At 74.1% G+C, this 17,597-nt stretch carries 16 protein-coding genes; 10 read left to right on the plus strand and 6 right to left on the minus strand.

What is annotated here, in order from left to right; genetic code table 11:
* Window positions 1-12: 12 nt before the first annotated feature.
* Together ACFXOZ_RS05635 and ACFXOZ_RS05640 are read left to right on the plus strand one after the other, a co-directional pair.
* On the plus strand, window positions 13-696 hold the full coding sequence (locus ACFXOZ_RS05635; RefSeq protein ID WP_380525550.1) for a response regulator transcription factor: 684 nt from the start codon (window positions 13-15) through the stop codon (window positions 694-696).
* The gene (locus ACFXOZ_RS05640; protein WP_380587690.1) at window positions 693-2,078 is read left to right on the plus strand and encodes a sensor histidine kinase; all 1,386 of its coding nucleotides are present in this window, start codon (window positions 693-695) and stop codon (window positions 2,076-2,078) included. Before ACFXOZ_RS05635 ends, ACFXOZ_RS05640 begins: the two co-directional genes overlap by 4 nt.
* Before the next feature lie 108 nt (window positions 2,079-2,186).
* On the opposite strand, the gene efeB is transcribed toward ACFXOZ_RS05640, so the two are convergent.
* The 3 genes from efeB to ACFXOZ_RS05655 all read right to left on the minus strand — a co-directional run bounded on the left by efeB (window position 2,187) and on the right by ACFXOZ_RS05655 (window position 6,167).
* Window positions 2,187-3,533, minus strand: a complete 1,347-nt coding sequence (gene efeB, locus ACFXOZ_RS05645) for an iron uptake transporter deferrochelatase/peroxidase subunit (RefSeq protein ID WP_380587693.1) — start codon at window positions 3,531-3,533, stop codon at window positions 2,187-2,189.
* A complete protein-coding gene (gene efeU, locus ACFXOZ_RS05650) occupies window positions 3,533-5,590 on the minus strand; it encodes an iron uptake transporter permease EfeU (protein WP_380587696.1) in 2,058 nt (685 codons plus the stop codon). Before efeU ends, efeB begins: the two co-directional genes overlap by 1 nt.
* A gap of 250 nt (window positions 5,591-5,840) precedes the next feature.
* The gene (locus ACFXOZ_RS05655; protein ID WP_380525554.1) at window positions 5,841-6,167 is read right to left on the minus strand and encodes a hypothetical protein; all 327 of its coding nucleotides are present in this window, start codon (window positions 6,165-6,167) and stop codon (window positions 5,841-5,843) included.
* A gap of 411 nt (window positions 6,168-6,578) precedes the next feature.
* On the opposite strand from ACFXOZ_RS05655, the gene ACFXOZ_RS05660 reads away from it, so the two are divergent.
* On the plus strand, window positions 6,579-8,201 hold the full coding sequence (locus tag ACFXOZ_RS05660) for a cytochrome bc complex cytochrome b subunit (RefSeq protein ID WP_380402498.1): 1,623 nt from the start codon (window positions 6,579-6,581) through the stop codon (window positions 8,199-8,201).
* 103 nt (window positions 8,202-8,304) lie between these two features.
* Here ACFXOZ_RS05660 and ACFXOZ_RS05665 read toward each other — a convergent pair whose 3' ends face one another.
* Window positions 8,305-8,703: a hypothetical protein gene (locus tag ACFXOZ_RS05665; protein ID WP_380525555.1), complete on the minus strand. Its 399-nt coding sequence runs from the start codon at window positions 8,701-8,703 to the stop codon at window positions 8,305-8,307.
* A 203-nt stretch (window positions 8,704-8,906) separates the two neighbouring features.
* Here ACFXOZ_RS05665 and ACFXOZ_RS05670 point away from each other — a divergent pair, with 203 nt between their 5' ends.
* From ACFXOZ_RS05670 to ACFXOZ_RS05690, 5 genes are all read left to right on the plus strand, one after another.
* Window positions 8,907-9,521, plus strand: coding sequence for a TetR family transcriptional regulator (locus ACFXOZ_RS05670; RefSeq protein WP_380525556.1), 615 nt, complete (start codon window positions 8,907-8,909; stop codon window positions 9,519-9,521).
* Window positions 9,522-9,548: 27 nt separating this feature from the next.
* Window positions 9,549-11,099 (plus strand): FAD-dependent monooxygenase, encoded by a 1,551-nt coding sequence (locus ACFXOZ_RS05675; RefSeq protein ID WP_380587699.1) that lies wholly within the window; start codon window positions 9,549-9,551, stop codon window positions 11,097-11,099.
* Window positions 11,100-11,170: 71 nt separating this feature from the next.
* Window positions 11,171-11,521 (plus strand): hypothetical protein, encoded by a 351-nt coding sequence (locus tag ACFXOZ_RS05680; RefSeq protein WP_380587702.1) that lies wholly within the window; start codon window positions 11,171-11,173, stop codon window positions 11,519-11,521.
* Window positions 11,522-11,765: 244 nt separating this feature from the next.
* Window positions 11,766-12,419 carry an NADPH-dependent F420 reductase gene (locus ACFXOZ_RS05685; RefSeq protein ID WP_380587706.1) on the plus strand — a complete coding sequence of 218 codons (654 nt, stop codon included), beginning with the start codon at window positions 11,766-11,768 and terminating at the stop codon, window positions 12,417-12,419.
* A 77-nt stretch (window positions 12,420-12,496) separates the two neighbouring features.
* Entirely contained in the window at window positions 12,497-12,928 is a 432-nt protein-coding gene (locus tag ACFXOZ_RS05690) for a YchJ family protein (protein ID WP_380525560.1), read from the plus strand.
* 25 nt (window positions 12,929-12,953) lie between these two features.
* Here ACFXOZ_RS05690 and ACFXOZ_RS05695 read toward each other — a convergent pair whose 3' ends face one another.
* Window positions 12,954-13,976, minus strand: a complete 1,023-nt coding sequence (locus tag ACFXOZ_RS05695; protein WP_380587709.1) for a polysaccharide deacetylase family protein — start codon at window positions 13,974-13,976, stop codon at window positions 12,954-12,956.
* Between the two features lie 157 nt (window positions 13,977-14,133).
* On the opposite strand from ACFXOZ_RS05695, the gene ACFXOZ_RS05700 reads away from it, so the two are divergent.
* The gene (locus ACFXOZ_RS05700) at window positions 14,134-14,655 is read left to right on the plus strand and encodes a GNAT family N-acetyltransferase (RefSeq protein ID WP_380525562.1); all 522 of its coding nucleotides are present in this window, start codon (window positions 14,134-14,136) and stop codon (window positions 14,653-14,655) included.
* A gap of 36 nt (window positions 14,656-14,691) precedes the next feature.
* Here ACFXOZ_RS05700 and ACFXOZ_RS05705 read toward each other — a convergent pair whose 3' ends face one another.
* A complete protein-coding gene (locus ACFXOZ_RS05705) occupies window positions 14,692-15,597 on the minus strand; it encodes a carbohydrate kinase (protein ID WP_380587712.1) in 906 nt (301 codons plus the stop codon).
* A gap of 359 nt (window positions 15,598-15,956) precedes the next feature.
* Between ACFXOZ_RS05705 and ACFXOZ_RS05710 the strand changes: the two genes are divergently transcribed.
* Window positions 15,957-17,474, plus strand: coding sequence for a M1 family metallopeptidase (locus ACFXOZ_RS05710; protein WP_380587715.1), 1,518 nt, complete (start codon window positions 15,957-15,959; stop codon window positions 17,472-17,474).
* Window positions 17,475-17,597: the final 123 nt, after the last annotated feature.

The raw sequence follows: 17,597 nt of genomic DNA on the forward strand, positions 1-17,597 counted from the left end.
AGAATCTCCCGCATGAGCCACACCGTGCTGATCGCCGAGGACGACCGCGCCATCCGCGACTCGCTCACCCGCGCCCTCACGCTGGAGGGCTACCGGGTGCGGATAGCCGCGGACGGCACCCAGACCCTGGCCGTCCTCGCCGAGCAGCGGCCGGACGTCCTGGTGCTCGACGTGATGATGCCCGCGCCGGACGGCCTGGAGGTCTGCCGCCGGCTGCGCGCGGCCGGCGACCGCACCCCGGTGCTGATGCTCACCGCCCGGGTCGAGGTCCCGGACCGGATCGCCGGGCTGGACGCCGGGGCCGACGACTACCTGGTCAAGCCCTTCGACGTGGACGAGCTGTTCGCCCGGCTGCGCGCCCTGCTGCGCCGCAACCCGCCCGCCGACACCCCCGAGGACGTCCTGACCGTCGCCGACCTGCGGGTCGAGCCGCCTGCCCGCCGGGCCTGGCGCGGCGGCGCCGAACTGGAGCTCTCCCGCACCGAGTTCGACCTGCTGGAGCTGCTCGCCCGGAACGCCGGCGCCGTCCTCGACCAGACCACCCTGTACGAGCGGATCTGGGGCTACGACTTCGGCCCGGGCTCGAAGAACCTCGCGGTCTTCATCGGCTACCTGCGCCGCAAGCTCGACCGCCCCGGCCTCACCCCGCTGATCCACACCGTCCGCGGCGTCGGCTACACGCTGCGCGAGCCGTGACCGGCCCGTCGGCCCGCCGCCCCCGGCTGCCGCGCCCCGGCCTGCGCACCACCCTCTCGCTCGCCTTCGCGGTGATGGCGGCCCTGGTCGCGGTGGTGATCGGCACGCTCGGCTACCACGCGGCGGCCGCGCTGATCCGCGACGACGAGTCGGACGACTTCAACTCGGCCGTCCACGCGGTCAGCGGCCAGGTGGACCGCCAGAAGCTGTTCCCGGGGGACTTCAACAGCCCGAGCGGGCTGAGCGAGCAGCTGCTGCACCCGATCAGGGTGACCGCCCAGGCCCTCGACTCGCACGGGGCGATCCTCCCGGGCACCGCGCACCTCGACCTGCCGACCACCGCGACCGACCGCGAACTCGCCCGCGCCGACGCACCCGCCCGCACGGTGATCGACGTGCGCCGGGTCGGCGGCCGGACCTGCCGGGTGGGCGTGGTCTCGCTCGGCGGCGGCCGGGGCGCCGTCCAGGTCGTGCTGCAACTCGACGACATCGAGGAGCTGTTGGAGGTGCTGCGGCACCAGATGGCGGCCGTGGTGGCCGTCGTCGTGCTGGTGGCGGGCGGATCCGGCTGGCTGGTCGCCGGGCGGATCACCGGCCGGCTGGTCCGGCTCACCGACGCGGCCGAACGGGTCGCCGCCAGCGGCCGCCTGGACGTCCCGGTGCCCGCCTCCGGCCGGGACGAGGTGGGCCGGCTCGGCCGCGCCTTCGACCGGATGCTGGTGCGCCTCGCCACCGCCAAGGAGAACCAGCGCCGGCTGGTCCAGGACGCCGGGCACGAGCTGCGCACCCCGCTGACCAGCCTGCGCACCAACCTCTCGGTGCTGCCCAGCATCGACCGGCTGCCGCCCGCCGAGCGCACCGCGCTGCTCGCCGACCTGGCCGAGGAGGCCCGGGAGCTGACCCAGCTGGTGGAGGAGCTGGTGGCGCTGGCGGCGGACCGCAAGGCCGACGAGGACCCGGTCGAGGTGGTGCTGGCGGAGGTGGTCCGCTCGGCCGCCGCCCAGGCCCGCCGGCGCAGCGACCGGGAGATCACCGTGGTCACGGACGACACCGTCGTCATCGCCCACCCGGACGCGCTGGCCCGCGCGGTGGGCAACCTGCTGGACAACGCGGCCAAGTTCGACCCGGCCGGGACGTCCCCGATCGAGCTGGTCGCGCACGGCCTCCGGGTCGAGGTCCGGGACCGCGGTCCGGGCATCGACGCGACCGACCTCGACCGGGTCTTCGACCGCTTCTACCGGGCCACCGCGGCCCGCAGCCTGCCCGGCTCGGGCCTGGGCCTGGCCATCGTCGCCGAGGTGGCCCGCTCGCACGGCGGCACCGCCTACGCCGCCAACCGGGCCGGCGGCGGCGCGGTGATCGGCTTCACCCTGGGCGGCTGAGCACCCCCGAGCACCCCCGGGCACAGCTCAGCCCCCTCGGCCTCGGCACGCCGAACGGGCCCGGCGCGCACCAGGCGCACCGGGCCCGTTCGGAGGACGGGTCGGCTCTCAGACCGCGGCGAGCAGTCCCCGCCCGAGCCAGTCGGCGTCGTCCTTCACGCCCGGCAGGACGAAGAAGTACCCGCCACCGGTCGGCGAGATGTAGTCCACCAGCGGCTCGTCGATCAGCCGGGTCTGGGTGGCCTCGAACTGCCGCACCACGTCCTGCTGGTAGCAGCAGAACACCAGGCCCATGTCCAGGTTGCCCGCCTTGTCCACGCCCCGGTCGTAGTTGAAGCCGCGGCGCAGGATGCGCGAGTTGTCGGTGTCGGCGGTGCGCGGGTTGGCCAGCCGGATGTGCGCGTTGAGCGGGATCGCCTTGCCGTCCGGGTCCTTGCCGTAGTCCGGCGCGTCGTTCTCCTGGTGCCCGTCCAGCGGCGCGCCGGTGTCGCGGCGGCGGCCGAACATCTTCTCCTGCTCGCTGAGCTTGACCCGGTCCCAGAACTCGATCAGCATCCGGATGATCCGGACCACCTGGTAGCTGCCGCCGGTCGCCCAGGCGGGCTCGCCGGCGCCGTCGGTGACCCAGATCAGCCGGTCGCTCTCGCGGGCCGAGGTGGTGTCCGGGTTGGCGATGCCGTCCTTGAAGCCGAGCAGGTTGCGCGGGGCGCCGTCCGGGCGGGAGGCGCTCTTGAAGCCGTCGATCCGCCAGAGGATCTGCATCGCCCCGCGGGTGTGGCGGGTGATGTCGCGCAGTGCGTGCAGCACCGTGTCCTGCTGGTCGGCGCAGATCTGCAGCGAGAGGTCGCCGTGCAGCTCGCCGGGCTGGAGGTTGTCGTTGGGGAAGGTCTTCATCGGCGTCAGCTTGACGGGCTTGGCCTTGGCGAGCCCGTAGCGGTCGTCGAACAGCGAGGCGCCGACGCCGACCGTGACGGTGAGGTTGTCGGTGGGCACGGTGGGGCCGAGGATGCCGCTGTCCGAGGGCGGGGCACCGACGCCGAGGTCGGGCGGGGTGCCGCCGGCGGTGAGCAGGCGGATCCGCTCGGTCAGGGTCCTGCACAGGTCCTCCAGGCCCTTGCGGTCCTGGGCGATGACCTGGCAGGAGACGAAGGCGGCGAAGCCGGGGGCCGGGGTGACGACGCCGGCCTGGTGGGCGCCGTGGAACGGGACGGCCCCGTTCGCGGGCTGGTGGGTGTCCCCGGCGGCGGCCGGTTCGGCCCCGAGGGTGAACGCCCCGCCGGCCAGTACGGCGGCCCCGGCGCCCGCGCCGAGCGCGGCCCGGACGAAGCTGCGCCGGGCCGGACCGGCCGGGCAGCCGCCCTGGTCGGCGACCGACTCGGCGGCCGGTGCGGCGGAGACGGCGGCAGCGGCGTGCGGGAACGGGCAGGAGCCGGCGGCTGCGGTGTGGTCGGTCATCAGGCGGCCTTCCGGATCTCGAGCAGGGCGGGGACGGGCGAGAGGTCTTCGAGCAGCTGGCCGGTGGCGCCGTTCAGCTGGCGGCGGGTGCCGTCGGGCAGCTTGTCGAGCGGGATCCAGCCGTCGGCGGTGTGCGCCGCGGCGACGAGGTCCCCGACCCGCTTCATCCCGGCGTTGACCCGGACCAGCACCTGCGGGTCGCGCTCGTCGAGCAGCGGCTGGAGCAGGGTCAGCAGCTCCTGGGTGCCGGCCAGGTTGGCCTGGGTGGTGGCGAGGTTGGTGCCGCTGCCCATGTCGGTGTCGCCGGTCAGCTCGAACTGGAGGGTGTTCTCCAGGATCTCGTGGGCGCGCAGCGGGAGGTCGCCCGGGTCGAAGTCCTGGGTGGGGAAGTCGTGCACCAGCTTGGCGACGTTCTGGGCGAGCTCGTCGGCGACCGGCGTCAGGTCGGCGGCGGACTGGCCGTGCCAGAGGCCGTACTCCAGGCGCAGGAAGCCGGTGAAGCCCGGGTCCTGGGCCTTGTCGGCGTAGCCGTCGGCGCGGCCGTCGATCTTCTTGTCGAGGTCGGCGAAGGTGCCGTAGGCGGCGCCGAGCGAGGCGTACTGGAGGTGGGCGGTGAGCCAGTCGGCCTTGGCGGCGTTGAGGTCGCCGCCGTGCACGTCGGTCTGGATCTTCTGGGTCTGCGTCATCAGGGTCGCGAGGCCCTTGGTGACGTAGTCCTTGTAGCTGTCCAGCGGGGCCTTGAGGTCGTCCTCGGAGACCGGCTTGACGGCCTTGACCTCGGCACCGCCGGAGACGTGCACGGTGGCGGAGGTCGCGGTGGTGCCGCCGGTGGGCACGCAGCGCCAGGCGTAGTCGCCGGAGCCGATGGTGGCGGTCAGCGCCCGGGTGGTGCCGGGGGCCAGGCCCTCGATCTCGCCGTAGACCGCGCCGGTGCCCGGGTTGACCAGGTAGACCTCGGAGACCTTGTCCCCGCTGTTGTGCATCTGGAACACCTGCTGGCCCGGCTGGGGGGTGCCGAAGCCCTTGCCGCACTCCTTCTCGGAGACCGCGACGGTGGCCGAGCTGTCCTGCTTGCCGTCGCTGACGGCGATCACGGCGCCGGCCACCACGACCGGTACGGCGACCAGCGCGGTCGGCAGCACCCAACGCGGCCGCTCGGTGCGCACCGGCTCGGCCTGCTCCGCGTCCGGCTTGCCCGCCGCAGCAGCGGCGGGGGCGGCGGGGGCCGCGGCCGGAGCCGCCGTGCCGCCGCGCACGCCCTCGATGAACAGGGTCATCACGATGCTCAGGTAGGCGATGTAGCCGACGACCTGGAGGACCGTCATGGTGACGGTCAGGTTGAGGGTGCCCTGGACCAGCGTGGCGTACCAGGACGAGGCGTCCAGGTGCCCGCTCAGGTCGAAGGCGTACGTGCTGCCGCCGCCGACCAGCCCGGACTCCTGGAGGTCGCGCAGGCCGTAGCCGAGCACGCCCGCGGCGACCACGATCAGGCCGGCGCCGGTGAGGGTGAAGAACTTGGTGAGGTTCATCTTGAGGGCCCGGCGGTACAGGCCCCAGCAGAGCGCGACGGAGAGCAGCAGGCCGACGGCGGCGCCGATGATCGGCCCGGTGGACTCCCCGGCGGTGCGCGCGTTGGTCCACAGGAAGAGCGAGGTCTCCAGGCCCTCCCGGGCGACGGCGAGGAAGCTGGTGAGCACCAGCGCGCCCGCGCCCATGGCCAGCGAGGCCTGGACCTTCTCCTTGATGTCGGCGGAGAGGGTGCGCGCGGAGCGGCGCATCCAGAACACCATCGCGGTGACGAAGCCGACCGCGATCAGGCTCAGCACCCCGCCGAACGCCTCCTGGGCGTGGCCGGAGAGGTTGGCGGCGGTGAAGGTGAGCACCGCGCCGAAGCTGAGGCTGAGTGCGACGGCCGCCGCGACGCCCGTCCAGACCTGGGGGAGCCGGCCCTTCTGACCGGCCCTCACCAGCGTGGCGACCAGGATCGAGACGATCAGGCCCGCTTCGAGTCCCTCGCGCAGCCCGATCAGAAAGCTGGGAAACGCCTCATCCCACATGCAGCGGGCTCCTCCCCCGGGCCGCCCCGGGTCGTACCTGTTCTGGAGCGCACCGCCGCGGCAGCGGCGGCACGGCACGGCGAACGCCCCGGACACCGTGGTCCAGGGCGTTGCGCTTAGCTTAGGCAAACCTTAGAGGGACGGCGGTCAACTGCACCCCCCGTTCAGGTAAGGGTTCGGTATGAGAACACCCATGCGCCGGGCAACTCCGCAGGTCGGAGCCATCGGGGCCGCCGAGGGGCGGGCCGGTTCACCCCCACCACTGCTCGGGTGCCGCCTCGGGCCCGGGCTCCGGAGGAACCGTCACCGGTTCGGCGCAGCGCACCAGCAGCTCCCCCTCCTCCGTCCCGGTGACCAGGAAGCCCCGCTCCCGCAGGACGAGCGCGGCCGCCCCGCTCAGCGCCGCCCGCGCCGACCCGGAGGGCGGACCGTCCGCCTCCGCCCCCGGGGACCAGCCGACCGCCACCCCCTCGGGGTGACGGTCGATCGACAGCGGCGAGGTGCCCGGTGCGGTGTCGAACCCGGCGCGGGACAGGGCCTCGGTGACGGACGCGAGGAGTTCACGGTGATCCACCATTGGCGCAGCGTAGGCCCGGCCCCGCGCGGCGCCCGGACGCGGCACGCGCCGAAACGGTTCAGCTGCACCCGGGCGCAGCATCTCCCCCGCCCGGCCCCGACCGGCGGCCAGCCCGATCGGGCGTCAGGAACCCCCGTCCGGCCCGACACGAGCGGCCGGACGGCCCGATGGACGTGCACAGTCGGCCCCCTGCCGACAGCATGACAGAGTAAGCGCTCCATCACCCTGAGCAACGGGTCCAGTGAACCGCCCAGGTCCGCGCGCCGGTCCGCCCGGCGGACCCGTATCGAGAGGTCCCATGATCACAACACTTCGCCGGCCGGCGTCCTCGCCGACGGGCCTCCACGCCGGCACGCCGAGAACGCCGGGGAGCCCGTCGTGAGAACCGACCAGCAGTCGCAGCCGGGACCGGTGACCAGCACCCGCGCCAAACCGGCCAACAAGGCCGAAGCCCTCGCCGACTGGACCGACGGCCGACTCGGCATCTACTCCCTCGCCAAGGCCAACCTGCGCAAGATCTTCCCGGACCACTGGTCCTTCATGCTGGGCGAGATCGCGCTCTACACCTTCGTCATCATCATCCTGACCGGCGTCTGGCTGACCCTCTTCTTCAACCCGAGCATGGGCGAGGTCGTCTACGACGGCTCCTACGTCCCGCTCAAGGGCATCCGGATGTCCGAGGCCTACGCCTCGACCGTCAACATCAGCTTCGAGGTCCGCGGCGGCCTGCTGATGCGCCAGATCCACCACTGGGCGGCCGTCGTCTTCATCGCCTCGATGCTGACCCACATGCTGCGGGTGTTCTTCACCGGCGCCTTCCGCAAGCCCCGCGAGATCAACTGGATCTTCGGCGCGCTGCTGCTGTTCCTCGGCATGTTCGACGGCTTCATGGGCTACTCGCTGCCGGACGACCTGCTCTCCGGCACGGGCATCCGCTTCATGGAGGGCGCGGTCCTGGCCGTCCCGATCGTCGGCACCTACCTGCAGTTCTTCATCTACGGCGGCGAGTTCCCGGGCACCGACATCATCCCGCGGCTGTTCACCGTCCACATCCTGCTCATCCCGGGCATCATGGTGGGCCTGCTCGCGGCGCACCTGATCCTGGTCTTCTACCACAAGCACACCCAGTTCGCCGGGCCCGGCCGGACCAACGAGAACGTGGTCGGCATGCCGCTGATGCCGGTCTACATGGGCAAGGCGGGCGGCTTCTTCTTCCTGGTCTTCGGCGTGATCTCGTTCATGTCGGCGATCGCCACGATCAACCCGATCTGGGCGTACGGCCCGTACCGGCCCGACCAGGTGTCCACCGACGCCCAGCCGGACTGGTACATGGGCTTCTCCGAGGGCCTGATCCGGGTGATGCCGGGCTGGGAGATCAGCGTCTGGGGCGGCCACACCCTGAACCTCGGGGTGTTCATCCCGCTGATGGTCTTCCCGACCGTGCTGCTGGCCATCTGGTGCTGGCCGTTCCTGGAGGCCTGGGTCACCGGGGACCGCGGCGAGCACCACATCGCCGACCGCCCGCGCAACCACCCGGTCCGCACCGCGTTCGGCGTGGCCTGGATGGGCCTCTACCTGATCCTGCTGGCCGGCGGCGGCAACGACCTGCTGGCGACCCACTTCCACCTGTCGATCAACGCGATCACCTACGCCGTGCGGATCGGCTTCTTCGCCCTGCCGGTGGCGCTGTTCGTGATCACCAAGCGCTGGTGCCTGGGCCTGCAGCGGCGGGACAAGGAGAAGGTGCTGCACGGCCGGGAGACCGGCGTGATCAACCGGCTGCAGCACGGCGAGTTCGTCGAGGTGCACGCGCCGCTGCCGCAGGGCCGGCTGTACACCCTCACCTCGCACGAGCAGCCCGAGCCGGTCGAGCTGGCGCCCGAGGTGGACGAGAACGGCGTGGCCCGCCGGGCCGGCCTGTGGACCCGCACCCGGGCCAAGCTGTCCCGCGGCTTCTACGGCGAGGGCAGCCAGATCGCCAAGCCCACCGTCGAGGAGCACGAGGAGATCACCAGCGGCCACGGCCACCACTGACGGCGCCCCCGGCACGACCAGGGCCCGCTGCACCGGAAACGGTGCGGCGGGCCCTCGGTGTCGCCGGACTCCCCCCGCGCAGTCGCCCGGGCGGGCCGGCGGTTCAGCCCCGCAGGGCGGCCGGGACGACGGCGAACAGCGCCGCCGCCAGGGTGACGGAGAGGCAGAGCGTCGCCCAGCGGGTGCAGATCCGGCGGCACTCCGCGCGGTAGCGGGCGGCCAGCCGGCGGCAGCGGTCGACGGCGCGGTCGACGACCTCCTCGGCGTAGCGCAGGCGGTCGGCGGCGTAGGCCCGCTCCAGGTCCTCCCGTTCGGCCTCCGGCAGCCAGGGGAACTGCGCGGCGAAGGCGCGGGCGTCGCGTTCGGCCGCCGCGACCTCGGCCTCCCAGGCCAGGAAGCCCTCGATGCGGGCGATCCCCACCCGGGAGTTCCTCCGGCCGCCGCCGGCCGCCCCGCCCTGGCGCGGGGTCCGCGCCCGCGGTGGACGCCGTCTGCCGCTCATGACCGCTCCTCACGTCCTGTCGGGTCGTCCCGCCGGAATTCCTGCGCAGACGGGCTCCGGCGCCGAGTCGCTCCGCAACCACGCAACTACTACCAGCGACGAACCGCAGGTGGCGGGCGGCTCGCCACGACCCCGGGGGCCCGAGAAAACTTGCGTGTCACGCACTATTGCGCACCACGCACCTTTGGCGGGACAGTGGTGCCATGACGGACGGAGAGCCCGGACTGCGGGAACGGAAGAAGGCCGCGACGCGGGAGGCGCTCAGCTGGGCGGCGCTCAGCCTGGCGGTGGAACGGGGACTGGAGAACGTCCGGGTCGAGGACATCGCGGCCGCGGCCGGGGTGTCCCCGCGCACCTACAACAACTACTTCTCCAGCAAGGCCGAGGCGATCGTCTTCCGGCACCGCAACCGGATCATGCGGGCCGCCGAGGCCCTGGCCACCCGCCCGGCGGAGGAGCCGCTGTGGGAGGCGCTGTCCCAGGCCCTGGTCGAACCCTTCGACGGCGCCGAGGAGGAACCCGCCCCCGGCTGGGTCGCCGCCGTGCGACGGCTCCTGCGCGAACCCTCGCTCCAGGCCGAGCTGTTCCGCGGCGGCGCGCAGACCAGGGCCGGGCTCACCGCCGCGATCGCCGCCCGCACCGGCACCGATCCGGACCGGGACCTCTACCCGAAGCTGGTGGCCGCGGCCGCGCTCTCCGCGCTGCAGGTCACCAACGAGCACTACCTGGTCGCCGACCCGGCGGTGCCCTTCAAGCCGCTGTTCGCCGAGGCGCTGCGCCAGCTCGCGGCCGGGCTGCCCGATCCGTCCGCCCGGTGAACCCACCACACCCCTGGGGGAATTGACATGACCAACGAGGTCGTCATCGTCGGCGCCGGCCCGGTCGGGCTGTTCCTGGCCTGCGAACTGACCCTGGCCGGCGTCCGGCCGGTGGTCCTGGACCGGCTGCCCGAGCGCTCCGGCGAGCAGAAGGCCAACGGCCTGGTCGGGCAGGTGCTCCGGCTGCTCGACCACCGCGGCCTCCACCGGGCGCTCAGCGGCGCCGCCGGTGCGCCGCGGCCCGTACCCCGGTTCGTCTTCGGGGCCTTCCCGCTGGAACTGCACCGGCTCGACGGCAATCCGCTGCACGCCCTGCCGATCCCGCAGCACCGGATCGAGGCCGTCCTGGAGGAACACGCCCTCGCGCTGGGCGTCACGGTCCTGCGCCGGTGCGAGGTCACCGGCTTCACCCAGGACCGGGACGGGGTCACCGTGGACCTCCACGGCCCGGACGGCGCAGGGCAGTTGCACACCCGCTACCTGGTCGGCGCGGACGGCGGCCGCAGCACCGTCCGCAAGCGCGCCGGCATCGGCTTCCCCGGCGTCACCTCGCCCGACCCGGTCTCCCGGATCGCCCACGTGCTGCCGCCCGAGGGCCTGCGCACCACCGACGACGGCAAGCTCCTGCTGCCCGGCTGCCCGACCCCGTTCGGGCCGTGGACCCACACCCGCACCGAGCACGGCGTGTTCGTCATCTCCCCGTTCGGCCCGGACGCCGCCATGATCGCCACCATGGAGTGGGGCGGCCCGCCCGTCGACGAGGCCGGCCCGCTCACCCTGGACGAGCTGCGCGCCAGCATCCGCCGGGTCACCGGCGCCGACCTGCCGCTCGCCCCGGCCCGGACGGCGGGACCGTTCACCCCGCGCCGCACCGTCGGCCACAACACCCGGCTCGCCGAGCGGTACCGCGAGGGCCGCGTCCTGCTGGTCGGCGACGCCGCGCACGTCCACGCCGCGACCGGCGGCCCCGGCCTCAACCTCGGCCTCCAGGACGCCGCCAACCTGGGCTGGAAGCTCGCCGCCGAACTCCGGGGCTGGGCCCCGCCCGGCCTGCTGGACAGCTACCAGGACGAACGCCGGCCGGTCGGCGAGCGGGTCTTCATGCACTCCCAGGCCCAGATGGCCCTGATGGCCCCCGGCCCCGGGATCACCGCGCTGCGCGCCCTGGTCGGCGAGCTGATCGCCCACCAGGACAACCTCGCCCGGATAGCCGCCCTGATGGCGGGCAGCGACGTCCGCTACGACACCGACTGCCCGCACCCGCTCGCCGGGGGCTTCGCCCCGGAGCTCGCCCTCGACACCCCGACCGGGAGCACCCGCCTGGCCGAACTCACCCACAGCGGAAGGCCGTTGCTGCTCGACCTGACCGGCGGCGCGCTCGGCCTCGCCGACCGGGCGGCCGGCTGGAAGGACCGGGTCGACGTCCTCGCCGCCGACTGCCCCCAGGCACCACCGCCCGCCGGAGCCCTGCTGCTGCGCCCGGACGGCTACGTCGCCTGGGCCTGCGCCCCCGGCGACGCCGACCGGGCGGGACTGGACCGGGCGCTGCGCGGCTGGTTCGGCGCACCGCGGATCTGAGTACCGGCACCCGGGCGGACTGAGTACTCCACCCCTGCCGGGGCGGCGGGAGCCGCCGGAAGACTGGGCACATGAGCGAATCCCTGCCCACCGCAGCCGCCCCGACCAGGACCGCACCGGACCGCTGGTGGCGGGCCCCGTCGATCTCGACGGCGCTGACCCTGGCACTGCTGCCGCCCGCGGTCATGCTCCGGGGCCTCGGCGAAATGGCCACCGACCCCTGTACGTCCACGGGCCCGTGCCCCGCCGTGCCGCACCTGGCGGTCGCCTCGGCCTCCGTGGTCGCGGCGGTGATCGCGGTCGTCCTCCAATGGCCCGCGGCCCGGCTGTTCCGACCGGCCCGGGTGGCCGTCTCCCTGGTCCCGCCGGCCGCACTCGCGGTCGAGTTCTTCGCCATCCTGAGCATCGGCCCCGGCGCGTGACCCCGGCGCCCGCCCCCAGGTCAACTGAGGCCTGTCTCTTGGATCCTTGCCGGGTCCGCGACGCCGGGGCACGCACCTCGCCGCGTTGTCGTCGGTCACCAATGCTCCGCAGCGGCTCCCTCCTCCGCCTTGCGATGCACGCACCCCGACGCCGCGGCCTGATCCGACAAAATCCAAGAGACAGGCCTTAAGGTCGTCGCGGCCGCCCTTCGACGGGCGGAGGGAACCGGACGAACGGGGAACCATGCGCATCGGAATCATCGGCACCGGCGTGGTCGGGCAGACCCTCGCGGACAAGCTGGTCTCGCTCGGCCACCAGGTGGCCCTGGGCTCCCGGACCAAGGACAACGAGCACGGGCTGGCCTGGGCCGGAAAGGCCGGCCCCGCGGGCAGCTGCGGGACCTTCGCCGAGGCGGCGGCCTTCGGAGAGGTGGTGCTGAATGCCACCGGCGGGACGGTCTCGCTGGCGGCGCTGCGCGCGGCCGGGGCGGAGCGCCTCGCCGGGAAGCTGCTGATCGACGTGTCCAACCCGCTGGTGTTCGGCCCCGGGGGCGTCACCCTCGCCCCGGTCAACACCGACAGCATCGGCGAGCAGATCCAGCGCGAGTTCCCCGAGGCCCGGGTGGTAAAGGCCCTCAACACGCTGAACTGCGAGCTGATGGTCGCACCGGGCAGGCTGGCCGGCGAGCACAACCTGTTCATCGCCGGGAACGACGCCGTCGCCAAGGCCGAGGCGGTCGCCCTGCTGGGCGAGTTCGGCTGGCCGGCCGAGTGGATCGTCGACCTCGGGGACATCACCGGCGCCCGGGCGACCGAGATGATGATGCCGTTCTGGCTCCGGATGATGGGCCACTTCGGCGACGCCTCGTTCAACTACTCGTTCCGGCGGCCCGCGTAGCCCGCCGGGCCCGCCCCTCCCCCGGTGGTGGGGCGGGCCCGGCGGTCGCCGACCGGCCGTGGGGGACAATGGTCGGCATGTCCCGACGTCGTTCCGCGCCCCGCCCCGCCGCTCCCCGGCTGCTGCCGTCCTCCCCGTGCCCGTGCGGCCTGCCCGCCGCCTACGGCGACTGCTGCGGCCGGCTGCACCGCGGCCAGGCGAAGGCCACCACCGCCGAGTCGCTGATGCGCTCCCGGTTCAGCGCCTTCGCCGCCCAGGACGAGGCCTACCTGCTGCGCACCTGGCACCCGGACACCCGGCCCGACGAGGTCGACTTCGACCCGGCCCTGCGCTGGACCGGGCTGGAGGTGCTCTCCACCAGCGAGGGCGGCGCCTTCCACGCCGAGGGCACGGTCGCCTTCCGCGCGCACTGGACGGAGGGCGGCGAGCAGGGCGTGCTCAGCGAGCACAGCCGCTTCGTCCGGTACGAGGGCGCCTGGGTGTACCTCGACGCCCTCTCGCTCGGCTGAGGACCCGCCGGCCGGGGCCGCCGCCCTACAGGTAGTCGTCCAGGCGGCCCAGCGAGTAGCCGGCCGCGGTGACCTCGTTGAGCACCTTGCGCAGCAGGTCCGGCATGGTGGCCTTCCAGTCGGAGGTGCCGCGGAAGTGGGTGAGGATGATGTCGCCCGGGTGGAGCTTCCGGTCGTCGTAGCGCCACTCCATGTGGTCCGGGAAGGCCTCCTCGTTCCACAGCGGGACGGCCTGCACCCCGCAGGAGGCCGCGGCGCGCAGGGTGTCGTCGTTGTACTCGCCGTACGGGGGGCGGAACAGCCGGGGGCGCACGCCGATCTGCTGCTCCAGCTGGTCCTGCTGGTCGCAGATCTCCCGGCGCTGGGTCTCGTAGTCGAGGACCTTGAGGTTGCGGTGGTTGATCGTGTGGTTGTTGATCTCCACGCCCTGCTTGTGCAGGTCCCGGAAGTAGCCGTAGTTGTCGCGGACGAGGTAGTCGGAGAGGAAGGCGCTGAGCGGGATCCCCAGTTCCGCCGCCATCCGGGAGAACTCCGGGTCCTTCTCGAAGCCGTCGTCGATGGTCAGGAAAACCACCTTGTCCTCGGTCGGCACCCGGAACACCACGGGCGGGCGGCCGTCCTTCAGTTTGACGCCCTGCACCGGGGTGAGGGTGGCCTTGGCGGCGGGGCGGGCCGGGGCCTTCAACGGCGGGTGGTCCAGGCCCCAGCGCTGGGCGGTCTCCAGGGCGGTGCGGGCCACGTCGGCCTGGCGGGCGGCCGCCTCGCTGCTGGTCTCCTCCTGCTCCCGGGCCAGGCCGGGGAGCAGCGGCGGAGCGGGTTGGGCCGCCCCGGGGCTCGCCGGGGCGGCGTCGGCTCCGGCGGGCGCTGCCGCGGCTCCGGCGGCGGGCGCCCCGGCGGCCGGGGCGGGCTTGGGCTGGGCGGCGGGACCGGCGCAGCCGGTGACCACGGCGGTGAGGCAGACGGCGGCCAGCAGTCCGGTGCGTGCGCCGCTCCGCTTCTGACCTTTCCTCAGATCCCCAGTCGTGCGACAAACTGATGGTCCGTTCATAGCTGCTACTGCTCCCCCGCCGGGCGCCCCCGCCAACCCTCCGTCACCCGCCCGGGGCAACGGCACGCCGCCCGCCTTGCCGATCCTTTGCCGAATCCCCCACAACCGGTACGAAAACCCTTTGCGCCCACGGCACCCGGAAACGGATCATGCGCGCATGACCGACCGCTGGACCGTCACCACCGCCGACGTGACCGCCCCCGAGGCCACCGACCTGCTGCGCGAGTACTACTACGACGTGGCCAACCGCTACTACCGCCTGCACCTGGGCCGCGAGGGCACCCCGGAGGAACTGGAGTCCGGCCTCGCCGGCTCCCCCAGCGGCGACCTGGCCGCCCCCACCGGCCTCTTCCTGCTCGGCCGCTACGACGGCGCGCCCCAGTCCTGCGCCGGCCTGCGCCGCCACGACGCCACCAGCGTCGAACTCACCCGGGTCTTCGTCCGCCCCGGCCTGCGCGGCACCGGCGGCGGCGCCCAGCTGCTCGCCGCCGTCGACCGGGCCGCCCGCACCATGGGCGCCGAGCGGATCGTCCTGGACACCCGCCTCGACCTGGTCGAGGCCCGCGCCCTCTACCTGCGCAACGGCTACCGGGAGATCCCGGCGTACGGCGACACCGGCCCGTACTCCGAGGTCTGGTACGGCAAGGACCTCACCGAGCCGGGCCGCCACGGGAGTTGACCACCGGCACCGGCCCTGCCGCGCCCCTGCCCCGCCCTAGCGCGCCCCGGCCGCCCGGCGGCCCGCCAGGGCCGCGGCCAGCTCGGCGGCCGAGGGCGGGTTGGCGCCGGGGCGGGAGACGGTCAGCGCGGCGGCGGTGGCGGCCTCGGCGAGGCAGTCGGCCAGATCCGTGCCGGCCGCGCGGGCGTGCAGAAGGGCCGCCATGAAGGAGTCACCGGCGCCGACGGTGTCCGCGACCGCGACCGGGACGGCCGCCACCCGCTCCCGGCGGCCCGCCGCGGTGAGCGCCAGGGCGCCCTCCGCCCCGAGGGTCACCGCGACCGTGTCGGGCCCCAGGGCGAGCCAGCGCTCGGCGACCGCCTCCACGGGCTCGCCCGGGTAGAGCCAGGCGAGGTCCTCGTCGCTCGCCTTCACCAGGCCGCTCAGCGCCACGCAGCGCTCGACCCGGCGCACCGCCGCCGCCCGGTCGCCCATCAGCGCGGGGCGCACGTTCGGGTCGTAACTGACCGGCGCCCGGTCGCGCCACCGTTCCACCAGGGCGAGCACCGAGGCGGCGCCCGGTTCGGTGACCGCGCCGATCGAGCCGAGGTGGATCCCGGCGGGGGCGGTGGGGAGTTCGGTCGGCGGCAGCGTCCAGCCGATGTCGAAGGTGTACCCGGCCCGCCCCTGCCCGTCCAGCCGCACCACCGCCGAGGGCGTGCGGGCCACCTCGGCCGCCCGGACCACCACCCCGGCCGACTCCAGGTGGCGGCGGATCAGCCGCCCGTCGGCGTCCGGCCCCAGCTCGGTGAGCAGCACCGCCGGGCGGCCCAGCCGGGCCAGGCCGTACGCGACGTTCGCGGGGCTGCCGCCGGGGTGGACCCGGTCGGGGGCGCCGTCCGTCCGGACGATGTCGGCGACGCACTCACCGATCACCAGAAGGTGTGAAGCGGGGCTGGTCACGGCGGCTCCTGGCATCCGGTACGCGGGCGTCGTCCGGGGGCCACCCTACGCGGTGCGTCCGGGAAGGCGTCCGGGCACAGGAGTACGGCCGCCGGACCTGGCCAGGTTCTCCGACGGCCGTGGCCCCGTCCGTCAGGGGACGAAGCACTACGAACGCTAGCCCCGGCCCGGGGGCGCCGCCAGCACCGTGGTCCGTCCGGGGGACGCCCGCGTGTCGGCACCGTTGTGGCCGGATCCGGCGGGATCCGGCGGGACTCGGCCGGTCCCCGCCCGGCGGGGCTGACGGTCCAGTAGGGTCCGTGCCCGGTGCGCCGCGCACGCATCGCACGTCCGCCCCGTCCGAAGTGTGGTGATCCCCCTTGCCCAGGACCCGTGCCGCCTCCGCCCTGGCACTCGCCCTCGGCGCGGTGCTGCTGTCCGCGAGCGCCCCGCCGGCCGCCGCCGTGGACGGTCCGGGCGATCCGGTCTTCCCCTCGCTCGGCAACCCCGGGTACCGGGCGCTCGCCTACGACCTGTCCTTCGAGTACCGGGCCGACACCCGGACCGTGGACGGAACCGCGGTGATCACCGCCCGGACCACCCGGACCACGGCCGCCCTGTCGCTGGACGCGCTCGGGCTGGACGTGCACGCCGTCCGGGTCGACGGGCGGGCGGCCCGGTTCGCCGTCCACGACGAGAAGCTGACCGTCACCCCCGGGGAACCGCTGCGCCGGGGCAGCACCGCGCGGCTGACCGTCGAGTACACCGCCGACCCCCGCGCCGCCCTGCCGCACACCGGCTGGGTGCCGACCGCGAACGGCTTCGCGGTGGCCGGGCAGCCCGCCAGTGCCCACACCGTCTTCCCGTGCAACGACCACCCGAGCGACAAGGCCCGCTTCACCATCGCGGTGACCGCGCCGGATCCCCTGCTGGGCGTCGCCAACGGGGAGCTGGCGCAGACCGTGCCGCTCGGCGACGGCCGCACCACCCGGCGGTACGTCTCCCGCGAGCCGATGGCCACCGAACTCGTCCAGGTGTCCGTCGGCGACTACACCGTCCGCGAGCGCCCCGGCCCGCACGGGCTGCCGCTGCGCGACGTCGTACCGACCGCCCGGGTCGCCGAGCTGGCCCCGGCCCTGGACCTCACCGCCGACCAACTCAGCTGGGCAGAGCAGCACTTGGGACCGTTCCCGTTCGAGTCCTACGGCATCCTGCCGGTCGACAGCGACGACCCGGCGGCCTTCGGCTTCACCGGACTGGAGACCCAGACCCTCACCCTCTACAAGCCGGGCTTCCTGCGCCAGGCCGAACCGGCGATCGGCTCGCACATGATGCACGAGCTGGTGCACTCCTGGTTCGGCGACAGCGTCACCCCCGCCACCTGGGCCGACCTGTGGCTCAACGAGGGCCACGCCGACTACTACGGCCTCGCCTACCGCTACGAGCGCGGCTGGCCCGACGCCTGGGGCGACACCACCCTGACCGCCCGGATGCGCCGGGTGTACGGCCTCGGCGACCAGTGGCGGCACGACTCCGGCCCGGTCGCCTCGCCCACCGCCGACACGCTCTTCGACGACCAGCGCTACACCGGCGGCGCCCTGGTGCTGTTCGCCCTCCGGGAGAAGGTCGGCGCCGCCGCCTTCGACCGGATCGAGCGGACCTTCCTGCGCGAGCACCGCCACGGCACCGCCACCACCCGGGACTACGTCCGCACCGCCTCCGAGGTCTCCGGGCAGGACCTCACCGGCTTCCTGGACGATTGGCTGTACGGGCGGCGCACCCCGCCGATGCCCGGCCACCCGGACTGGACGGTGGCGCCCGCGACCACCGCACCGGACCCCGCCGGCGCCCGCCCCGCCGGGTCGCCACGGCTGACGGAGCACTCGGGAACGGTCTGACCCGCTTCGCGGCGTCCGAGCGGCTTGCGGAGCTTTCGGACGCTCCGTCGCCGTTCGCCCGCCCGGGCGCGCCACCGTGCACGCCCGGGCGCCCCCGTGCGCCCCTGGCCGTCCGGGAACGGA

Origin of the sequence: Kitasatospora sp. NPDC059160, from assembly GCF_042755465.1 — a bacterium.
In the GTDB taxonomy this organism is placed as follows: domain Bacteria; phylum Actinomycetota; class Actinomycetes; order Streptomycetales; family Streptomycetaceae; genus Kitasatospora.